20 protein-coding genes are annotated in these 19,300 nt (G+C 35.9%); 11 read left to right on the top strand and 9 right to left on the bottom strand.

The genetic code is table 11. The annotated features are described in order from the left end of the window. Nucleotides 1-47: 47 nt before the first annotated feature. Together ACQKNR_RS20695 and ACQKNR_RS20690 are read right to left on the bottom strand one after the other, a co-directional pair. Complete coding sequence (locus tag ACQKNR_RS20695; protein WP_427320158.1) at nucleotides 48-743, bottom strand: GNAT family N-acetyltransferase; 696 nt, start codon at nucleotides 741-743, stop codon at nucleotides 48-50. Nucleotides 744-757: 14 nt separating this feature from the next. Continuing rightward, complete coding sequence (locus ACQKNR_RS20690; protein WP_427320156.1) at nucleotides 758-1,867, bottom strand: mandelate racemase/muconate lactonizing enzyme family protein; 1,110 nt, start codon at nucleotides 1,865-1,867, stop codon at nucleotides 758-760. Between the two features lie 245 nt (nucleotides 1,868-2,112). Here ACQKNR_RS20690 and ACQKNR_RS20685 point away from each other — a divergent pair, with 245 nt between their 5' ends. Together ACQKNR_RS20685 and ACQKNR_RS20680 are read left to right on the top strand one after the other, a co-directional pair. Next, the gene (locus ACQKNR_RS20685; RefSeq protein WP_427320154.1) at nucleotides 2,113-3,228 is read left to right on the top strand and encodes a M20 peptidase aminoacylase family protein; all 1,116 of its coding nucleotides are present in this window, start codon (nucleotides 2,113-2,115) and stop codon (nucleotides 3,226-3,228) included. Nucleotides 3,229-3,402: 174 nt separating this feature from the next. After that, complete coding sequence (locus tag ACQKNR_RS20680; RefSeq protein ID WP_427320153.1) at nucleotides 3,403-4,011, top strand: SAM-dependent methyltransferase; 609 nt, start codon at nucleotides 3,403-3,405, stop codon at nucleotides 4,009-4,011. 49 nt (nucleotides 4,012-4,060) lie between these two features. On the opposite strand, the gene ahpF is transcribed toward ACQKNR_RS20680, so the two are convergent. Further along, nucleotides 4,061-5,587: an alkyl hydroperoxide reductase subunit F gene (gene ahpF, locus ACQKNR_RS20675; RefSeq protein WP_427320151.1), complete on the bottom strand. Its 1,527-nt coding sequence runs from the start codon at nucleotides 5,585-5,587 to the stop codon at nucleotides 4,061-4,063. Between the two features lie 14 nt (nucleotides 5,588-5,601). Beyond that, nucleotides 5,602-6,165, bottom strand: a complete 564-nt coding sequence (gene ahpC / locus ACQKNR_RS20670) for an alkyl hydroperoxide reductase subunit C (protein ID WP_000924422.1) — start codon at nucleotides 6,163-6,165, stop codon at nucleotides 5,602-5,604. 590 nt (nucleotides 6,166-6,755) lie between these two features. Here ahpC and mtnK point away from each other — a divergent pair. From mtnK to ACQKNR_RS20655, 3 genes are read left to right on the top strand one after another with little or no spacing between them, the layout of a single operon-like run. Next, nucleotides 6,756-7,985 carry an S-methyl-5-thioribose kinase gene (gene mtnK / locus ACQKNR_RS20665; RefSeq protein ID WP_427320149.1) on the top strand — a complete coding sequence of 410 codons (1,230 nt, stop codon included), beginning with the start codon at nucleotides 6,756-6,758 and terminating at the stop codon, nucleotides 7,983-7,985. 9 nt (nucleotides 7,986-7,994) lie between these two features. Continuing rightward, entirely contained in the window at nucleotides 7,995-9,038 is a 1,044-nt protein-coding gene (gene mtnA / locus ACQKNR_RS20660) for an S-methyl-5-thioribose-1-phosphate isomerase (protein WP_427320147.1), read from the top strand. A gap of 56 nt (nucleotides 9,039-9,094) precedes the next feature. Further along, nucleotides 9,095-9,736 (top strand): L-fuculose-phosphate aldolase, encoded by a 642-nt coding sequence (locus ACQKNR_RS20655; RefSeq protein ID WP_427320145.1) that lies wholly within the window; start codon nucleotides 9,095-9,097, stop codon nucleotides 9,734-9,736. 155 nt (nucleotides 9,737-9,891) lie between these two features. Here the strand turns inward: ACQKNR_RS20655 and ACQKNR_RS20650 are convergent, their stop codons facing one another. From ACQKNR_RS20650 to ACQKNR_RS20635, 4 genes are all read right to left on the bottom strand, one after another. Then, entirely contained in the window at nucleotides 9,892-10,062 is a 171-nt protein-coding gene (locus tag ACQKNR_RS20650) for a hypothetical protein (RefSeq protein ID WP_427320143.1), read from the bottom strand. A 177-nt stretch (nucleotides 10,063-10,239) separates the two neighbouring features. Further along, nucleotides 10,240-11,247: a FecCD family ABC transporter permease gene (locus ACQKNR_RS20645; RefSeq protein ID WP_427320141.1), complete on the bottom strand. Its 1,008-nt coding sequence runs from the start codon at nucleotides 11,245-11,247 to the stop codon at nucleotides 10,240-10,242. Then, nucleotides 11,244-12,260 (bottom strand): FecCD family ABC transporter permease, encoded by a 1,017-nt coding sequence (locus ACQKNR_RS20640; RefSeq protein WP_427320139.1) that lies wholly within the window; start codon nucleotides 12,258-12,260, stop codon nucleotides 11,244-11,246. The genes ACQKNR_RS20645 and ACQKNR_RS20640 overlap by 4 nt, the downstream gene beginning before the upstream one ends. A gap of 72 nt (nucleotides 12,261-12,332) precedes the next feature. Beyond that, nucleotides 12,333-13,250, bottom strand: a complete 918-nt coding sequence (locus ACQKNR_RS20635) for an iron-hydroxamate ABC transporter substrate-binding protein (RefSeq protein ID WP_427320137.1) — start codon at nucleotides 13,248-13,250, stop codon at nucleotides 12,333-12,335. 332 nt (nucleotides 13,251-13,582) lie between these two features. On the opposite strand from ACQKNR_RS20635, the gene ACQKNR_RS20630 reads away from it, so the two are divergent. Further along, nucleotides 13,583-14,632 carry an NAD(P)/FAD-dependent oxidoreductase gene (locus tag ACQKNR_RS20630; protein WP_427320135.1) on the top strand — a complete coding sequence of 350 codons (1,050 nt, stop codon included), beginning with the start codon at nucleotides 13,583-13,585 and terminating at the stop codon, nucleotides 14,630-14,632. Between the two features lie 177 nt (nucleotides 14,633-14,809). On the opposite strand, the gene ACQKNR_RS20625 is transcribed toward ACQKNR_RS20630, so the two are convergent. Further along, nucleotides 14,810-15,178 carry a hypothetical protein gene (locus ACQKNR_RS20625; RefSeq protein WP_427320133.1) on the bottom strand — a complete coding sequence of 123 codons (369 nt, stop codon included), beginning with the start codon at nucleotides 15,176-15,178 and terminating at the stop codon, nucleotides 14,810-14,812. Between the two features lie 185 nt (nucleotides 15,179-15,363). Between ACQKNR_RS20625 and ACQKNR_RS20620 the strand changes: the two genes are divergently transcribed. The 5 genes from ACQKNR_RS20620 to ACQKNR_RS20600 all read left to right on the top strand — a co-directional run bounded on the left by ACQKNR_RS20620 (nucleotide 15,364) and on the right by ACQKNR_RS20600 (nucleotide 19,160). Beyond that, a complete protein-coding gene (locus ACQKNR_RS20620) occupies nucleotides 15,364-15,603 on the top strand; it encodes a helix-turn-helix domain-containing protein (protein ID WP_193413963.1) in 240 nt (79 codons plus the stop codon). A gap of 236 nt (nucleotides 15,604-15,839) precedes the next feature. Further along, nucleotides 15,840-16,355 carry a spore coat protein gene (locus tag ACQKNR_RS20615; RefSeq protein WP_427320131.1) on the top strand — a complete coding sequence of 172 codons (516 nt, stop codon included), beginning with the start codon at nucleotides 15,840-15,842 and terminating at the stop codon, nucleotides 16,353-16,355. A gap of 21 nt (nucleotides 16,356-16,376) precedes the next feature. Next, nucleotides 16,377-16,826 (top strand): spore coat protein, encoded by a 450-nt coding sequence (locus ACQKNR_RS20610; protein ID WP_427320129.1) that lies wholly within the window; start codon nucleotides 16,377-16,379, stop codon nucleotides 16,824-16,826. Nucleotides 16,827-16,983: 157 nt separating this feature from the next. Further along, nucleotides 16,984-17,652: a DUF2642 domain-containing protein gene (locus ACQKNR_RS20605; RefSeq protein WP_427320127.1), complete on the top strand. Its 669-nt coding sequence runs from the start codon at nucleotides 16,984-16,986 to the stop codon at nucleotides 17,650-17,652. Between the two features lie 242 nt (nucleotides 17,653-17,894). Then, the gene (locus ACQKNR_RS20600) at nucleotides 17,895-19,160 is read left to right on the top strand and encodes an S-adenosylmethionine decarboxylase related protein (RefSeq protein WP_427320125.1); all 1,266 of its coding nucleotides are present in this window, start codon (nucleotides 17,895-17,897) and stop codon (nucleotides 19,158-19,160) included. Nucleotides 19,161-19,300 lie beyond the last annotated feature (140 nt).

Raw genomic sequence — 19,300 nt, 5'->3', positions numbered from 1 at the left:
AAAAGGAGATGTCACAAGGGACATCTCCTTTTTTTCGAGCATAGAGATTATCGTCCAAACTTCACAACAAAGTCTCCGTCCACTTTCTCCATCTCATATCCACGATACCCCTCCGAAAGCAAAGCCTGCTGTCTACTAGCATCACTCATCAGAACACTTTTAACATCCGTCCAATCTCTTTCTTTATCCCCACGCAACTCCTTCACAAAAACATACCGTATACTACCACCATACTTCTCCTTCAGTGCAGCAATTTCCATCCCTTGCGCGAACTTATCTTTTAAACTCGGAATGTTAAAAGGCGCAACGGTGCAGCAAACATATTCGTATTTGCCATCTTCTTTTTGTAATTCATCCATGATGACTGTCGCTAATATTTTTTGCATACCATTTCCGCGACAGTTTGGATGAACGTTTGAGATTTCTTGATAGATCACGCGGTGTAGGTCGCTTTCTGATAGGCCGATATCAAGTCCTAAATGTTCATCGTCGATAGGAGGGACGAGTAGAGCACGAAATGCGATGAGCTCGTTTTCTATAAAGGCACCAATCATCATGCCGTTTCCTTCTAGAATGTATTGAAATTCTTCTTGTGAGAGTGGTTGTAAACGACCTTTATCCTCTAATGCCTCAACCACGACGTTTTGTAGTGATAAAATTTGTTCGATGTGTTCTAGTGATAGTAATGTAACGTGAAATGGTACGTTATTTTGTTTTAATGTGCCTTCGTATAGCACCGTCATGTATGAGTCCTCCTTTAGCTTACAACGTCTTGAAAGACGGTTAGTTCTTGTAGTGTATTTTCATTTATTTCAATGCCTAATCCTGGCTTTTCGTTTAAGCGAATGAATGGTACGTCGTAATGTAAGTTTCCGATATCTTTTGTGAATTTTAATGGTCCTGTTAGCTCGACGCTAGTAATGATTTTTTTTGAGAAAGCGACGTGAAATCCTGCGGAAGAGGCAACGGATGATTCGACCATCGATCCAACTTGGCATTCAATGCCAGCCATTTCTGCTTGATGAGCGAGTTTTACAGCTGGATATATGCCGCCGCATTTCATTAGTTTTATATTCACTTTATCAGCAGCTTCTAGCTTAATAATTTGACGCATTTCACGAGAACTTTTTAGTCCTTCATCAATCATAAGCGGAAGGTCTGTTTTAGAACGAATATGGGCCATTGCGTCAATATCGTCTGCGACAACAGGTTGTTCAATCCAATCGATGTTTAAATGTCCTAATGAACGAAGTGCAGTTAATGTATTTGCGCTATTTTTCCATCCTTGGTTTACATCAACACGAATGGCGATATCGTTTCCTACACGTTCACGGACAGCTTCAATTCTTTTCACATCTTCCTTTACATTTGTACCAACTTTCATTTTGAAAGATTGGTAACCTTTTTTAATCATAGAAGCAGCTTCTTCGGCCATATCTTCTGGGGGGGCGATACTTAAGACGTGAGTGACAGGAAATTCTTCATGGTATCGTCCGCCAATTAATTGATATACAGGTTGGTTTAATTTTTTGCCCGTTATATCAAAACAAGCAATATCAATTGCAGCTTTCGCAGTAGGAACACCGTAAATTGTATTGTTCATCATATCGTGTATTTTTTCGATATTCATCGGATTTTTCCCGATTAGAGCAGGAGCTAGTGTATGTTTTAAAGTCTGGAAAGTACTTTCCCATGATTCACCTGTAACGTGATCATCAGCAACGCCTTCACCGTAACCGATAATGCCTTCGTCTGTTTCCACTTTGACGATAATAGAAGGCATATCAGGGTAAGAGCCATAACTAATAACAAATGGATTGCGAAGTGGTAAACGGATTGCGTAAAGATGAATAGCTGTAATTTTCATTGTATAGTTCCCGTCCTTTTTATTATCTGTAGATTTGAAGTTACATATATTAATAAGAGGCTGAAGGTAATGATGAATAATTCATAAAAAGAATTTTCTGAATTATAATCTTAATTACCTTATTATATTTCAAAAGAAACGTAGGGACAATCTCTTGACATTTGAGTGAATGTTCAATATATTCTTCAAAATGGGATTTTTTATGAATGATTAAACTGCTTCGAATTTAGGAAGGAGAATGGAAGTTGAAAACATTAGAACTACAAGAGCGTTTAACGGAAATTTTTCAGCATTTACATGAAAACCCGGAAGTGAGTTGGAAAGAGTATGAAACGACAGCGTATATTACTAACTTTTTAAAAGAAGAAGGAATTTCATATAAAACATTTGATGATTGCCCAGGCGTCATCGCTGAGATTGGAAGTGGGAATCCAGTTATTGCAATTCGTGCTGATATGGATGCACTTTGGCAAGAAGTAGATGGAGAATTTAAAGCAAACCATTCGTGTGGTCATGATGCTCATATGACGATTGTAATGGGACTTATTTTACAGTTAAAAAATATGAGATGGAAAAGCGGTACCGTTAGATTTATTTTTCAGCCAGCAGAAGAAAAAGGGAATGGCGCTTTAAAGATGGTAGAGAAAGGTGCTGTAGATGATGCAGATTTCCTATTCGGAGTTCATTTAAGGCCGATTGAGGAATTATCTTTGAAACGAGCAGCCCCATCTATTCGTCACGGAGCAGCTGGATTTTTAGAGGGCATGATTCACGGGGAAGATGCACATGGTGCAAGGCCACACCAAGGTGTGAATGCGATTGATGTCATTGCCATGATTAATATCGGTTTGAAAAATATATGGTTACCACCGCAAAGTTCATATTCAGTGAAGATGACAAGGTGCCAAGCTGGTGGTAATAATTTAAATATCATTCCAGGTAACGGTCATTTTAGCTTAGATGTAAGGGCAGAGAATAATACATTATTGGAAGAATTAAAGAAAAAGATAGAGCATGTAATAGAATCGGCCGCATCGATGGGATCGAAAACTTCATACGAATGGATTGATCTTGCGCCAGGAGCAGAGGTGTCGGAAGAAGCGGAGCGTTATATGCGAAAAGGTATTCTCGAAGTGTATGGAGAAGAGAGATGTACGGGACCGCTGTATACGACGGGAAGTGATGATTTCCACTACTACACAGTGAAGAGACCACATTTAAAAGCAGTTATGCTTGGACTTGGGGCAAACTTACAACCTGGATTACACCATCCGTATATGAAGTTTGACCATAGCTGTATCATGGATGGAATAGAGATATTAAAGCAAACTGTGTTGAAAGTATTGGAAGACAGGGGCTAGAGAGCTCCTGTTTTTTTTATCGTGATTTGTCGGTAAATCGATGTACTGGGGGTTATGTTTGATCTATTCGATTTTCCGACGATATAATTTTACGCACCAAGTGATTCCACAAGAAATGAGCATTTAGTACATGGTGTATAATAATAAGTACCATTTCTTAATAGGAGAAAATTAATGAACGAACAATATTACGATGCAGTTTTAAATATAAAAACAGTTGGCGAACAAAAAGGATTTAATAAGTCTATGCACTATCATCGTTATGAACCGACGCCGTATAGCGGATTAGATGAGTTACTGAATCAATATGAAATAAAAAGTAGCGATCGAGTTGTAGACTTTGGGTGCGGGAAAGGGCGATTAAACTTTTACATGCATCATAAGTGTGGTGCTTCGGCAGTTGGAATTGAAATGAATGAAGAGTTTTATAAAGAAGCGATGGAGAACCTTGAGCGTTATGCAAAGAAGGTAAGAAACAGTAAAGATAAAATTCAATTCCAGTGTTGTTTAGCGCAAGAATATGAGATTGATCTGCGTGATAACCGATTTTATTTTTTTAATCCATTTTCTGTACAAGTATTTATGAACGTAGTAAATAACATCTTACGTTCGGTAGAAGAAGCAGAGAGAGAAGTGGATATTATTTTGTACTATCCTTCGGAGGATTATATTTTCTTCTTAGAGAATCAGACTGCGTTTGAATTGAAGAGAGAAGTTAGATTGCCAGGTGCCTATGAGAAGAATGGGAATGAGAGGTTTTTAGTTTATACATTAAGGTTATAAAAAAAGCAGGTGCCAAGGCACCTGCTTTTTAAAACGCACGTCTCTATAATTAGTTACGGATTAAGTAATCAAATGCACCTAAAGCTGCGTTTGCACCTGAACCCATAGAGATGATGATTTGTTTGTACGGATTATTTGTACAGTCACCTGCAGCAAACACTCCTGGTACGTTTGTAGCGCCGTGCTTATCTGTTACGATTTCACCGCGAACGCGTTCAACAGTTTCGCCTAACCAGTCTGTGTTTGGCACAAGACCGATTTGTACGAATACACCTTGTAATTCAACGTGATGAACTTCTTCAGTTTCACGATCGATGTAAGAAATACCGTTTACTTTGTCAGTACCAGTGATTTCTTTTGTTTGAACGTTTTTCAGAACAGTTACGTTTGGTAAGCTGTTAAGACGTTCTTGTAATACAGCATCAGCTTTTAATTCTGGCATGAATTCAAGAACAGTTACGTGCTTAACAATACCTGCTAAGTCGATAGCTGCTTCAATACCAGAGTTACCTCCGCCGATAACTGCTACGTCTTTTCCAGTGAATAATGGACCGTCACAGTGTGGGCAGTATGCTACACCTTTGTTTTTGAACTCAGCTTCACCTGGTACGCCAACGTTACGCCAGCGAGCACCTGTAGAAACGATTACGCTCTTACTTTTCAGAATAGCGCCGTTTTCAAGTTCCACTTCAATAAGTTCTTTTTTCTCTAAACGTTTCGCACGTTGTAGATTCATTACGTCGATGTCGTATTCTTTTACGTGCTCTTCAAGGCTTGCTACTAGCTTAGGACCTTCAGTGCGTTTTACGCTGATGAAGTTCTCAATACCCATAGTATCCATTACTTGACCACCGAAGCGCTCAGCAACGATACCAGTGCGGATGCCTTTACGTGCTGCATAAATTGCTGCACTTGCACCAGCAGGGCCGCCACCAACAACAAGAACATCGTAAGGATCTTTATCAGAAAGCTCTGATGCATCTGGACCGTTACCCATTTTAGCTAAAATTTCTTCAAGTGTCATACGACCGCTTCCGAAAGATTCGCCGTTTAAGTACACAGTTGGTACTGCCATGATGTCTTTGCTTTCTACTTCCTCTTTGAATGCAGCGCCATCAATCATAGTATGTGTAATACCAGAGTTTAGAACGCTCATGACGTTAAGAGCTTGTACAACATCAGGACAGTTATGACAACTTAGGCTGATATAAGATTCAAAATGATATTCGCCTTGAATGTTTTTGATTTGATCGATTAATTTTTGTTCAACTTTTGGAGCACGTCCACTTACTTGTAGTAAAGCTAACACTAATGAAGTAAATTCGTGTCCTAATGGAATACCAGCGAATACGACACCAGTGTCTTCACCAGGGCGATTTACGCTAAAGCTTGGCGTTCTCTCTAGTTCAACTTTTTCTACTGTAATCTTAGATGACATAGTAGCTAATTCGTCTACTAGAGCTAACATATCTTTAGATACTGCATCGTCTCCAGCGCTAACTTTAAGTAAAATATCGTTCTCCATTAATTGAAGGTATTGGGATAGTTGTGTTTTTATATCTGCATCTAGTATCATTTTGATCGAACTCCTTAGATTTTGCCTACAAGGTCAAGGCTTGGTTTAAGTGTTGCAGAACCCTCTTGCCATTTAGCTGGGCAAACTTCACCTGGGTTGTTACGTACGTATTGAGCTGCTTTAATTTTGTTAACAAGAATGCTTGCGTCACGGCCGATACCGTCAGCATTGATTTCCATAGATTGGATAACGCCGTCTGGATCGATGATGAATGTACCACGAGCAGCAAGACCTTCTTCTTCCATTAATACGTTGAAGTTTGTAGTAATTGTGCGAGTTGGGTCACCAATCATAATGTATTCGATTTTGCCGATAGTTTCTGAGCTATCATGCCATGCTTTGTGAGTGAAGTGAGTGTCTGTAGATACAGAGTATACTTCAACGCCTAACTCTTTAAGAGTTGCATATTGGTTTTGTAAGTCTTCAAGTTCAGTTGGGCAAACGAATGTGAAGTCTGCTGGGTAGAAACAAACTACGCTCCATTTTCCTTTTAAGCTTTCGTCAGTAACTTGGATAAATTCTCCATTATGGTAAGCATTAGCTTTAAACGGTTTTACTTCTGTGCCGATTAATAACATATTAAAATTCCTCCTAAATGTTGGTTTTGAGCATCAAAAAATAGTTTGCTCATAAAATATATTTTTTAATTAACTATAATAATTCTAATTCGATATTAATTATCATATAGAAGTGGTTATTTTGTCAAGAGAATAAACCAACTTTATTCCGATTTAATTAATATTTATTCTCAATTAAAGTTTCTAAGGGATTGAAAGGTAATTTTTAGAGTATTCATTTTAAAAGAGTAGGTGAAAGATTAGTAAATAGTTTAGAGATATAGTGTAGTATAAATTCTTAGGAAGGAAGTATTTCTTAGAAGTTGTGTATTTAAAAAGGAACTGCTTACTTCTATTTTACAAAGAATTCTGCAATAAATAAAATAAAATGAATCGGAATCTTTTTGAACAATTTTTGTCACCTTAAATATATAATTAGGCAGTATAGTGCAATGATAATTAGAAACATTGACTCAAGGTATTAACGAGATATAATAAAACCTAGATATACCTTTCAAAAAGGAGAATATATATAATAGGATAAAAAATTTCACCCTATTATTTTTTTATAGCTTTTAGAAAACGCTTACAATTAGTGTGGAGGGGAAACCATGTCTAAGTTCACGAAGTATTTTTTAATGGAAGCTAAAGATGTAATTGCATATGTGCAAGAGAAGGTATCTAAGTTTGAACATGCAAAGGGGTTACAGTGTAAAGAAATAGGTGATGGAAATTTAAATTATGTGTTCCGTGTTTGGGATGAAAAGGAGAATATTTCTGTCATCGTAAAGCAGGCTGGGGATACAGCCCGTATTTCAGATGAGTTTAAATTATCGACAAATCGTATTCGTATTGAATCTAATGTTTTGCAGTTGGAAGGAAAATTAGCACCTGGACTTGTTCCAACGGTGTATTTGTTTGATAGTGTGATGAATTGCTGTGTGATGGAAGATTTATCAGATCACACAATATTACGTACAGCACTTATAAATCACCAAATAATTCCGAGGCTTGCTGACGATTTAACGACCTTTATGGTAAATACACTTTTATTAACATCGGATGTTGTAATGAATCATAAAGAGAAGAAGGAGCTTGTGAAGAATTATATAAATCCTGAGTTATGCGAGATTACAGAAGACCTCGTATACTCTGAGCCATTTACAAATCATAATAAGCGTAATGAGTTATTTCTATTAAATGAAGGCTGGATTAGAGAACATATTTATAGTGATAAAGAGCTTCGTATGGAAGTAGCAAAGCTTAAATTTTCTTTTATGACGAATGCACAGGCATTGCTTCATGGTGATTTACATACTGGTTCTGTTTTTGTGAAAAGTGATTCTACAAAGATTATTGATCCTGAGTTTGCCTTTTATGGACCTATTGGATATGACGTTGGGAATGTAATGGCGAATTTAATGTTTGCTTGGGTGAATGCAGATGCGACCATGTCGTCTGGAGCTGAGAAAGATACGTATATGGATTGGTTACAATCTACAATGATAGAGGTAATTGATTTATTTAAGAAGAAGTTTTTAGATGCTTGGGATATTCATGTGACAGAGGTTATGGCAAAGGAAGAAGGCTTTAACGAAGTTTATTTACAATCTGTATTAGAGGATACGGCTGCAGTGACAGGTCTTGAGTTAATTCGCCGTATTGTTGGGTTAGCGAAAGTAAAAGATATTACTTGTATTGAGAATGAGGAAGCACGTGCTAGAGCGGAGCGAATTTGTCTTCAAGTAGCGAAGGAATTTATTTTACGAGCGAATCAATATAAAACAGGTACAAGCTTTGTAGAAACGTTAAAAGAACAGTCAATGCACTATGCGAAGTAAGGGGAGAAAATGATGGAAAAACAGTTAATACCAATTCAGTGGAAAGATGATGCTTTAGTTTTATTAGATCAAACGTTATTACCGAATGAAGTTGTCTATGAATCTTTTAAAACAGCTGAAAGTGTGTGGGATGCAATTCAAGTAATGAAAGTACGAGGAGCGCCAGCGATTGGTGTTTCAGCAGCTTATGGCGTGTATTTAGGGGTAAAGGCAGTTACTCAAGGTACGGTGGGGGAATTTGTAAAAGAAGTGAAAAAGGTATGTGCATATTTAGCAACGTCAAGACCGACGGCAGTAAACTTATTTTGGGCGCTTGAAAGAATGGAGAATGTAGCCACAGAGAATGTTTGCTTATCAATCGCCCAGTTGAAAGATAGATTATTAGAAGAGGCAAAAGAAATTCATAGAGAAGATGAAGAAATTAACCGTCAAATTGGAGAACATGCATTAACGTTATTCCATGATGGAATGGGTGTATTAACGCATTGTAATGCAGGTGCCTTAGCAACGACGAAATACGGTACTGCGACAGCTCCGATGTATTTAGCAAAGGAAAAGAGATGGAACCTTAAAATTTATTCGGATGAAACACGTCCTAGATTACAAGGTTCAACGTTAACAGCATTAGAATTGCAGCGAGCGGGAATTGATGTAACGGTTATTACAGATAATATGGCAGCTATGGTCATGTCACAAGGGAAGATTGATGCGGTAATCGTTGGATGTGACCGTGTGGCAGCAAACGGTGATGTAGCAAATAAAATTGGAACATTAGGCGTATCTATCTTAGCTAAATACTACAACATTCCGTTCTATGTAGCGGCACCAACGCCAACAATTGATTTGAAAACACCGACAGGAAAAGAAATTCCAATCGAAGAAAGAGATGCTTCTGAGGTGATTAATCGTTTCGGGCAATATTCAGCCCCGAAAGAAAGTAAAGTATATAATCCGGCATTTGATGTCACGCCACATGAAAATGTCACGGCGATTATTACGGAAAAAGGAATTGTGAAAGCGCCGTTTACGGAGAACTTAAAAAGGCTGTTTTAATAAGTAGATAGATATAAAAATTAGTCATCATAAGCTTCATACTTAGGGGGATGTATATGTTATTACAAAAAGAAAGAGAAGAAATTGTAGCGTACGGAAAGAAAATGATTTCTAGTGGTTTAACTAAGGGGACTGGCGGTAATATTAGTATTTTTAATCGTGAACAAGGTCTTGTTGCAATTAGCCCAAGTGGTTTAGATTATTATGAAACAAAGCCTGAAGATGTAGTTGTCTTAAACTTAGATGGTGAAGTGGTAGAAGGATCGAGAAAACCATCAAGTGAACTAGATATGCACCTTATTTATTATAGAAAACGTGAAGACATAAATGCGCTTGTGCATACACATTCTCCTTATGCGAAAACGATTGCATCGTTAGGATGGGAGCTTCCTGCCGTATCATACTTAATTGCTTTTGCAGGCTCGAATGTCCGCTGTGCGCCATATGAAACATTCGGTACAAAGCAATTAGCAGATGCTGCTTTTGAAGGAATGATTGATCGTCGCGCTGTGTTACTCGCAAATCACGGTTTAATTGCTGGTGCAAATAATATAAAAATGGCGTTTACTGTTGCGGAAGAAATTGAGTTTTGTGCGCAAATTTATTATCAAACGAAAAGCGTCGGAGAACCGAAGCTACTGCCAGAAGATGAGATGGAGAATTTGGCGAAGAAGTTTGAAGGGTATGGACAGCAGTAGGAAATTATCAATGGTTTTCCCTTTTGTAATAGTATTCCCAAAGGAGCTATTGTAGGGGAGAGGTTCACTGGAAAATATTATTCAATACTAATAAATACGTATTAAAATAGCCGTGAAAGAGTATATACTCTTTCGCGGCTATTTGAGGGTTTAAATTATTTCGATATATTTTTGAGTTGCGCATCTAATTTCCAAAAACCGATTCCTGAGAATAAGGCTGCTAATGAACCAATAATTGCAGCAATACCGATATCTCCGAACATCATTCCGCCCATAAAGTTGCCGAGAATTCCAATTAAGATAAGAATAATAGAAATAGCTTTCATTTTGTGAGGCTCCTTCAAATGTAAAATTTATACATAATAATATAAACATTAAATGAATTTTAAATCAAAAGTATTTTAATAAGGATTTGTAGTGGTGTAGAAAAATAGGAATGTCGAATAAGGGATTAGAAGAACGAAGTAAAAGGAAAAAAACACCCTCAAGATGAGAGTGTTTTTTTACGCTTTCTTAAGCAATAAATACATAAAGTAAGGAGCGCCAATTAAAGCAACGACAATACCTGCTGGGATGCCATTAGGTTCAACGATGTTTCGTCCGATTGTGTCTGCTAATAGTAATAGCCATCCGCCGATTAAAACGGCGATTGGTATGAAGATTTGATGCCTTGGTCCGACTAAAGATTTTGCGATGTGAGGAGCCATCAGTCCAATAAAGCTAATTCCCCCTGTTACGGAAACAGCTGCAGCTGCAAGTGCAACGGCTGCAATTAATAAGTATCTACGTTCTTTTTCAATTTCAATTCCGACACCAATTGCGACGGGTTCGTTTAATGCTAGAATGTTTAATCGATTTGCTTTATAGAAAACAAACGGGATTAATACGATTAACCATGGGAGCATTGCTAAAACGAAGATCCAGTCATCTCCCCAAATGTTTCCAGCAATCCATTTTGAAATAAAGTCTACTTTCATACGATCTGCGGATGAAATAAGGACAATCATCGCTCCAGATAGTGCAAATGAAAAACCGATACCGGTTAATGTTAATCGTATTGGCTGAAGTCCTGTTGATTTGCTATATGAAAATACGTAAATTAGAACAGCTGTAAGGAAAGCACCGATAAATCCAACGACTGGCAGTAAGTAAAGGAACGAACCTACGTCTATTGGGAAGTATAAAAAGAAAATAGAAACAGCAACACCTGCCCCAGAGTTGATTCCGAGTATACCAGGTTCAGCTAAATCATTTCGGGTAATTCCTTGTAAAATAGCACCTGATAAAGCGAGTGCCATACCAGCTAATAATGTAATGACAATTCTAGGTAATCTTAAAGAGTATAAAACAAATTCCTCTTTAAAAGTCCCTTGTCCCATTAGTGTTGGAAGGAGGCGGTCATAAGATAAAGATGCTGAACCGATCCCCATTCCAACTACAATGGTTGTAACGGTTAATATAAGTAAAGCGAGTATGATAAGACGTTGTTTTCTTAAAATAGATGGCATCATGAGAATGTTCTTCCTCCTTTACGTACAATGAATAGGAAGAATGGTAATCCTACAATTGCGACGATAGCTGCAACTGGCGTTTCGTACGGAGCGTTAATTGTACGTCCGATTGTATCTGCAAGCAGCATAAAGGAAGCGCCAGCAATTGCTGACATCGGTATAACAAAGCGGTAATCTGGACCGACAATGGGGCGCACCATATGGGGTACCATTAAACCGATAAATGCCATATTTCCGACAAGTGCTACAGACGCACCTGCAAGTAAGATAATAATGAGAAATAAAATCGTTTTAATGAAAATAATTTTTTGACCGAGTCCAATGGCAACTTCTTCACTGAAACTAAGGACTGTCAATTTTTTTGCTAGTAAGATAGCGATAAAGATACTGATTGAAATGACCGGAATAATAACTTTCAATTGGCTCCAAGTTGTTCCAATTACGCCTCCAGCAGTCCAAAGTGATACATCTTGTGAAATCTTAAAGTAAATGCCGATCCCTTCTGAAATTGCGAGTAGAAATGCTGAAACTGCAGCACCAGCTAATACAATTCGAAGAGGAGAAAGTCCGCCTTTTTTCACCATACCAATTCCAAATACCATAATAGCGCCAATTGCAGCACCGATAAAGCAAGCTAATGTTAAGTAAAGATAGTTTATGGAAGGGTTGAAAGCAAGTGTTAGTGCAAGTGCAGCATTCGCGCCCCCAGTTAAGCCTAGTAACCCAGGATCAGCAAGTGGATTTCGCGTTAAGCCTTGCATAATTGCCCCAGAAACAGCAAGTCCAGCTCCTACAAAAATAGCAGCAACTTCACGTGGCAAACGTATCTCGCGAATAATAGATATTTTGTCCCCTTTAGCGGAGGAAGTCAGTGCTAACCATACATCTTTTATAGAAGTATCTGCAGCACCTAATACCATTGCAACCATAAAAATAAGAAAGAATGCAATTATGCTTAAAGTTAGTTTGTATGTAAAAGCCATGGAACGTGGATTGTCGTGATATTTTGTCATTCGTTTCACATCTTTTCTTTTCGTAGAATAAAGGAAGAGGAATTCTTAAATTAAGAATTCCTCATGTTTGTATTATTGACCAAGAAAGCTTTTCTTGAAGAAGTCTAGTTGGAAATCTAATGTAAGTGGATCGTTGAAGTAGAATTCCATCATATTTGCTTCATATACGCGATTATTTTTTACTGCTGGGATGTTTTTATATGATTCTGTCTCTTGGAATGAGTTATCAGTATCTTTGTTTTTACTTACGATTAAGTAATCACCAGCAAACTCAGGTAATACCTCAGTTGATAGTGCGTAGTAACCTTCTTTTAATGCTTTTTCTTTTACTTTTTCAGGCATTTTTAATTTCATTTCTTGGTATAGAATTTCTGTTCCACGGCCCCAGTTATCGCCGTAAACATAAAGCTGTTTGTTGAAGTTTTCAATAACAGATACTGTTGCATCTTCACCGATTTTTGCTTTAATTTCTTTACCAGCTGCTTCTGCACGTTGCTTGAAATCATCTACCCAAGTTTTTGCCTCTTTTTCTTTATTTAATAATTTACCAATTTCAATATGTTGTGTTAAGTAATCAACTTTCCCGTAAGTGTATGTTACAGTAGGAGCGATTTTCTTTAACTTATCAACATTTTTAACATTGTCTAAGCCAATGATTAAATCAGGGTTTAGTTCAGCAATTTTTTCAATATTTTCATCTGATACTTCAGCAGCATCTTTAAGCTTGCTATCAAAACGTGGGTTTTGTTTAGACCATGAATCTACCCCAACAAGATTTACACCTAATGACAGTACGTTACCAGCGAATGATGATAATACAACAACGCGTTTTGGATTGGCAGGAACTTCTACTTTACCATTTTCAGATTGGTATGTAATTGTTTCTGATTTGCTACCTTTTGCATCGTTCTTTTTGTCTGTAGAGCCATTACTACAAGCACTCATAACAAGAACGAAAAGAACTGTTAGTGAAATAAATAACTTTTTCATCGTCTTTCTCCTTTAAATAGATGGTATGTGTATACAATAATTTGTTTAACTGCAATCTTTTTGAAAGGGTAGTGGTAATGCAAAATACGTATTAAAAATCTTGAATATGAGATTTTGCAATATAGTATTTGACCATATTAATGAAAGAAGATGGAGTCTCAAATTTGCTAATTATTAACAAGTTGATAATGATTATCAATACCGATTCATTAAATAATATAATTTTATATAGGTGTATTGTCAATAGTAATTTTGATTGTAAATTTTGCGGAAACAGGTTATATTTTATTGAGAATGATAATCAACGGTTGATAGCTGAGGGGTGAGCACGAATGAATCAAGAAGAATTATTTGATGTAACCGTAATAGGCGGAGGACCTGCAGGGCTTTATTCAGCTTTTTATAGCGGACTAAGAGAGATGAAAACGAAAATAATAGAATTTCAACCACAGTTAGGTGGCAAAATACATGTTTATCCAGAGAAGATGATTTGGGATATAGGAGGGCTATTGCCAGTTACAGGTGATAAATTAATTGAACAACTTGTACAGCAAGGGTTAACATTCCAACCGGAAGTTGTATTAAATACAAAAGTAGAATCGATTATTCGTAATGAAGATGGTACTTTTACATTAAAAACAAGTACTGGCAAAGAACACTTTTCAAAAACAGTTATCGTCGCAACTGGAAGTGGTATATTGAAACCGCAAAAGTTATCAATTGAAGGTGCTGAGCGATTTGAAGTATCGAATTTAAATTATACAGTTAAATCTTTAAAACGTTTCAAAGATAAAACGGTCATTATTTCTGGTGGAGGAAATTCTGCCATTGATTGGGCAAATGAATTAGAACCAATCGCGAAAAAAGTGTATGTAGCATATAGAAAAGAAGAATTATCTGGTCATGAAGCACACGTAAAACAACTGATGAACAGCTCAGCGGAGTGTTTCTTTCATACATCGATTACAAAATTAATTGCTGGTGATAATCATGAAGCGATCGAATATATAGAATTAACGAATCATGAAACAGGCGAAGTTTCTCATTTGCCTATTGATGAAGTTATTATTAATCATGGATATGAACGTGACATTACATTATTAGAAAATAGTGAGTTAGACGTTGCGATTATAGATAATTATTATATTGCAGGTAATGCAAATAGTGAGTCTTCTGTAGATGGACTATATGCTGCTGGAGATATTTTAAAGCATGAAGGTAAATTGCATTTAATTGCAGGAGCATTCCAAGATGCCGGAAATGCTGTAAATAAAGCGAAACAATTTATTCAGCCAGATGCAAGTGAGTACGGAATGGTTTCTTCTCATAATGAAGTATTTAAGAAGAGAAATCGTGAATTGATAAAGCAGATGATGAAATAATAAAGGAACAAGTATACCCCCACTTACTTCTCTATTCGAATGGAAGAGAGATGTAAATGGGGGTTTTCCTTGTTTACTATATTTTCCATCATTATTATGACACCGGTTTCATCAGTTCATATGACATGAACATTTTATTTGTAAATCATTCTAGAAAACAATGAGCCTATGCTTTGCTTACGCTGTCCCTTTAGCTCGTTCGTTAGGAAATGGCATATTTAGTATAGAAGCAATGTATTGTTTGCTGTGTTTTCGAGCTAATGATTCTAATATTTGACGGACGCGTTTTGTAAGATGTCCTTGTTTTTTTATAGCCTCACAATATGCATCGTAGAAAGCATATTTAGCCCATAGAAAATCATCTTGTTGGAATAAGAAATGATTTTTGTACCATTCACCAATTGTATGATAACAATTGTTTTCGTGTATTGCTGCGCTTTGGGAAAGAATACGATCAGATAAAGATGCTGTTAAATGAGAAATTGTGTTTTCTGTTTCAACTTGTAATGTTTTTTCTAACATTGTAATGATGTGACGAGTAGCCATATGTTAACTCTCCTTTGTGTAAATGGGTGATACCATTCTATATTTAAAAAAATACTTACTATATTATTATACAATATATGGAATGCATCTACCTGCTTTTTAAACTGCATTTACAAAATCTTTTTAAGTTGTTTACAAAAATAAAGTAAAGTAAGATACAGTATATATGAAAAAATAATAAAGGGATGAACACATTGTATATAACAGTAGAAGAGGCAGCGGAGTATTTGAATTTACCAAAATCGTATATTGAAGAGCTAATTCAGCAAAAGAAAGTTCGTGCGCTATTCGATGGAGAGCAATATTTATTAAATAAAGAACAATTCAATACACATTTAGAACAAATGGAGAAATATAAACAATTAGTCGAAGAAATATTAAACGAACCAATTCCAGAAGATATGGATGTTAAAGACGAAGATTAAAGTTATAAAAAGATCTCGTATTAAGATATACAGAAATGTATCTTAATACGGGATCTTTTTGTATAAAGAATCGTTGGAATCCTGTGATTTATTTGAATGGAAGGGGGGCATAGGTATTAGTACTACATGTTAAAAGCATATTTTTTCATAGATGGGACAAACATAGAGAACGTAACCTGTACAGATACATATACTATCAGTGCAAAAGCTTATAAATTAATGGGAGGGGTTTTCTCTTGAGTATAATTAGTAGTGATTTATTAGACGGATTGGTTGGAGAGAGTGTGAGAGTGAATCGAGGTGGACCAGAATCGCAAAAAGGTACAGTAGTTGCAGTGTATAGTGATTATTTCGTGCTACTAAGCGAAAAGGGAACATTTTATTATTATCAGCTCCAACACTTAAAAAGCATTACAAGAAATACGAAAGATATCGCTGAAGATGTTGGAGAGTTACCGGTATTCTTAGAAGGGGAGGACTTTCAAAGCCTACTGCAAAACTTACAATATCGATGGGTTAAAATCAACAGAGGTGGTCCTGAAAAGATTGAAGGGATTTTACAGGATGTTTCTTCTGAATACGTCACATTAATTGTGAAAGAAGAAGTTATAAAGATTGCACATTTTCATGTTAAAAGTGTGAACTACGGTTTACAAGTGTCCAAAGAGGAAGAAGAAGAAGAAGAAAGTGATGATACAAGTAATCAGTCATATAGAGCACGTGCACAAAGACAATCAAATCGTAGAAGATAATAGGAGAAAGGAGGAGTAAAATTGGAAAATAGACTACCTAGTAACGAGATTAAAAGTTTGTTGGACCAAAATGTAAAAATAAATCTTGGTGGTCCAGAAAGTCGGATAGGAGTACTACTATCAGCTGAAGATGAACATCTTGTATTACAAGGAAATACAGGAGAAGTTATTTATTACCAGAGAAGTCATGTGAAAAGCGTAGTTAAGAAGGCGAAGGAGATCAAATTAAATCCTTACTTTTGTGCACAACCATACTTTGATGCTACTACATTTCAAGATATATTATCTGGTCTGAAATATAAGTGGGTAAAGATTAATCGGGGTGGACCTGAGAGTATTGACGGTATATTAAGTGACGTAAATGAAGAATATGTGACTTTAGTGAACCGTGAGGAAGTAATTTATGTGCTGAATTTTCATATTAAAAGTGTGAGTCAAGTAGTTAAAGACAAAAAGAATGAAGAAGAATAATGTTTGATAGATAAGAGGGGCACTATGACTGAGAGTGAAGAGCGCTTTCATATTTCGCTGCAATTATTTCGTGTTATTACGTAAATAAATTCCTTACTATTAAAAGACAGAACATTGCCCCTGATTATTTTTAGAAATGGAAGAAAGGAGGATATAGATGAATGAGTTGAACAAAAGTATTGGAGAAAATATATATGTTAAATTAATCGGTGAAAAAAGATTTAAAGGTGTATTAATTGATGTAGGAAATGATATCGTTGTCCTTTACAATGGACAAGACTACGTATATATATCTTTATATCATGTACAATATTATAAATTTTTAAGACCATATGATGAAGAAATATTAAAACCAGATGTTGATTCTGTAATTAAGAGGGAATCCCCTTCAATTTCTTTGAGAAAAGTATTAAGCACCTCTAAAGGGATCTTTACAGAAATTTATGTAGCAGGAAATGCCCCGATACATGGATACGTTACAAGCGTAATGAACGATTATATCGTTTTTTATAGTCCAGTTTACAAAACGGTATATATATCTTTAAAACACTTAAAATGGTTAATTCCATATAAAGAAAACCAAGTACCTTATTCCCTCAATAAAAATGAACTCCCCGTAAATCCTTTAAATATTACGTTAGCTAGAACGTTTGAAGAGCAGCTTATTAAAATGGCTGGAAAAATCATGGTGTTCGATTTAGGAGAGGAATCTAATAAAATTGGAAAGATGACGAAAATTGATGAAGGGCATATTGAAATATTAAAAGCACGCGATGCAAAAATGTATGTAAATATTCAACATGTAAAATCCGTCCATTGTCCGTAGGCTAGTTAAAAATGGCTGGCTTTTTCTTTTATATTTGCAAAAGAAAAGGTCGAGCCTATTTGTTTCATTTGATTTAGATATGAGAGGAAAAATGAATTGAATATAAATATAATATAGTGTGATTTTTTTAGAGACAATCTTGTACTAATTTATAAAAATTGTGTACGAGCTATCTTTTTATGTATTCAATTTATTTTTTGGAGGAGGAACTGCTCAATTAATTTATTAAAGGGGTTTTGTTTGTGGAGCAGTTTCCAAATTCGTTATCGATTACATTACTTGGCAGTGCTGGTGGAGCAGCAAAAGCAGTTTTAGCAATTTTAAATCAAGCGATAATAAATGAAAAAGATCCAATTTATGAAGTACTAAAGGGTGTTAAATTTCATTTGGTTGATATAAAACAAAAAGATAGGATTTATTATGATGAGTTGTTTCCAAATTTGAAAGGTCAATTATCTTTATACGAAATAGACCTTCAAGATGTAGTGAAATTTAAACAACATTTAAAGGAAAAAAGAACGAGTGTTGTTATTGATGTTTCGGGGGCAGATACAATTAGGATACTGAGCTGTTGTAATGAGCTTGGAATTTGTTACATTAATTCAGCTTTGGAAAATGAGGAAGTAGATCAGGACGATAGTTTACTCGGTTTTCAGCTTACGGAAAGATATACGAGGTTTGAGAAGGAGAAAGAAAAATTTACAAATACAAAAGCGATTATAGGTTCAGGTATGAATCCGGGGGTTGTTCAATGGATGGTTGTGGAACTTATGAAGGAACGACCAAATGAAAAGCCACGAGCATGCTATATTGTAGAACATGATACTTCGTTTTTGAATGATACAGCACTTATAAAGCCTTATACACTTTATGCTTCATGGGCAGTAGAGCGATTTCTAGATGAGGCGATATGGAGTTATCCGATGTATATGAGTCATCATCGTCCCCTTTATTTCTATGAGGATGTATACGCTTCAGAGTATAAAGTGAGATTAGGAGAAAAGGGGTTTTATGGTTGTTTAATGCCACATGAGGAAGTTTTAATTTTAGGAAAAAACTTCAACATGGAAGTTGGCTTTCTTTATCGAATTAATGAGTATACAACCAATTTAATTAGACAGAATTTAGATCAAGTAGAAGATCTATGGAACTGGAATCGGAAAGTGTTTAATCCGGCGGAAGAGGAGGTTACGGGTGAGGACCTAGTCGGTGTGTTACTCGTTTATGAAAATAGTGAGACGTATATGTATAATGTAATGAATAGCAGCCAAGTTTTTCATAAATATAAAACAAATGCAACTTATTTCCAAGTAGGATGCGGAATTTATGCAGGTTTGTGTAGTTTACTTTTAGATCACTTTGAACAAGGTGCTTATTATGTCGAGGAGTTATTATTAAATACAGAAAGTAAGTACGGTGAATATTTAAATTTATACATGAAGGATTTTGTAATAGGGCAAAATAATTTTACGGACGGACTGCTACACGATAGGGTAAGATGGATATAGGTGGTGACTAAAAAGGAAGGAGATCTCTCCTTCCTTTTTAGTATTATAAGGTTACATATTGCCCTGAAAGCAATTTCATACTTATAATTTAAGAAGATAACAATGGAAATGTTTTTTGTATCGATCAAGGGGAGTTTTTA

This window comes from Bacillus sp. NPDC094077 (assembly GCF_050279465.1).
Classification (GTDB): Bacteria; Bacillota; Bacilli; order Bacillales; family Bacillaceae_G; genus Bacillus_A.
This window is presented reverse-complemented; position numbering and strand designations above follow the sequence as displayed.

Coding starts and splice junctions, on each gene's coding strand:
- ACQKNR_RS20645 (WP_427320141.1), bottom strand. CDS start 11,247: ATGATGCCATCTATTTTAAGAAAACAACGTCTTATCATACTCGCTTTA.
- mtnA (WP_427320147.1), top strand. CDS start 7,995: ATGATGGAAAAACAGTTAATACCAATTCAGTGGAAAGATGATGCTTTA.
- ACQKNR_RS20655 (WP_427320145.1), top strand. CDS start 9,095: ATGTTATTACAAAAAGAAAGAGAAGAAATTGTAGCGTACGGAAAGAAA.
- ACQKNR_RS20695 (WP_427320158.1), bottom strand. CDS start 743: ATGACGGTGCTATACGAAGGCACATTAAAACAAAATAACGTACCATTT.
- ACQKNR_RS20630 (WP_427320135.1), top strand. CDS start 13,583: ATGAATCAAGAAGAATTATTTGATGTAACCGTAATAGGCGGAGGACCT.
- mtnK (WP_427320149.1), top strand. CDS start 6,756: ATGTCTAAGTTCACGAAGTATTTTTTAATGGAAGCTAAAGATGTAATT.
- ACQKNR_RS20690 (WP_427320156.1), bottom strand. CDS start 1,867: ATGAAAATTACAGCTATTCATCTTTACGCAATCCGTTTACCACTTCGC.
- ahpF (WP_427320151.1), bottom strand. CDS start 5,587: ATGATACTAGATGCAGATATAAAAACACAACTATCCCAATACCTTCAA.
- ACQKNR_RS20640 (WP_427320139.1), bottom strand. CDS start 12,260: ATGACAAAATATCACGACAATCCACGTTCCATGGCTTTTACATACAAA.
- ACQKNR_RS20625 (WP_427320133.1), bottom strand. CDS start 15,178: ATGGCTACTCGTCACATCATTACAATGTTAGAAAAAACATTACAAGTT.
- ahpC (WP_000924422.1), bottom strand. CDS start 6,165: ATGTTATTAATCGGCACAGAAGTAAAACCGTTTAAAGCTAATGCTTAC.
- ACQKNR_RS20680 (WP_427320153.1), top strand. CDS start 3,403: ATGAACGAACAATATTACGATGCAGTTTTAAATATAAAAACAGTTGGC.
- ACQKNR_RS20605 (WP_427320127.1), top strand. CDS start 16,984: ATGAATGAGTTGAACAAAAGTATTGGAGAAAATATATATGTTAAATTA.
- ACQKNR_RS20620 (WP_193413963.1), top strand. CDS start 15,364: ATGAACACATTGTATATAACAGTAGAAGAGGCAGCGGAGTATTTGAAT.
- ACQKNR_RS20635 (WP_427320137.1), bottom strand. CDS start 13,250: ATGAAAAAGTTATTTATTTCACTAACAGTTCTTTTCGTTCTTGTTATG.
- ACQKNR_RS20650 (WP_427320143.1), bottom strand. CDS start 10,062: ATGAAAGCTATTTCTATTATTCTTATCTTAATTGGAATTCTCGGCAAC.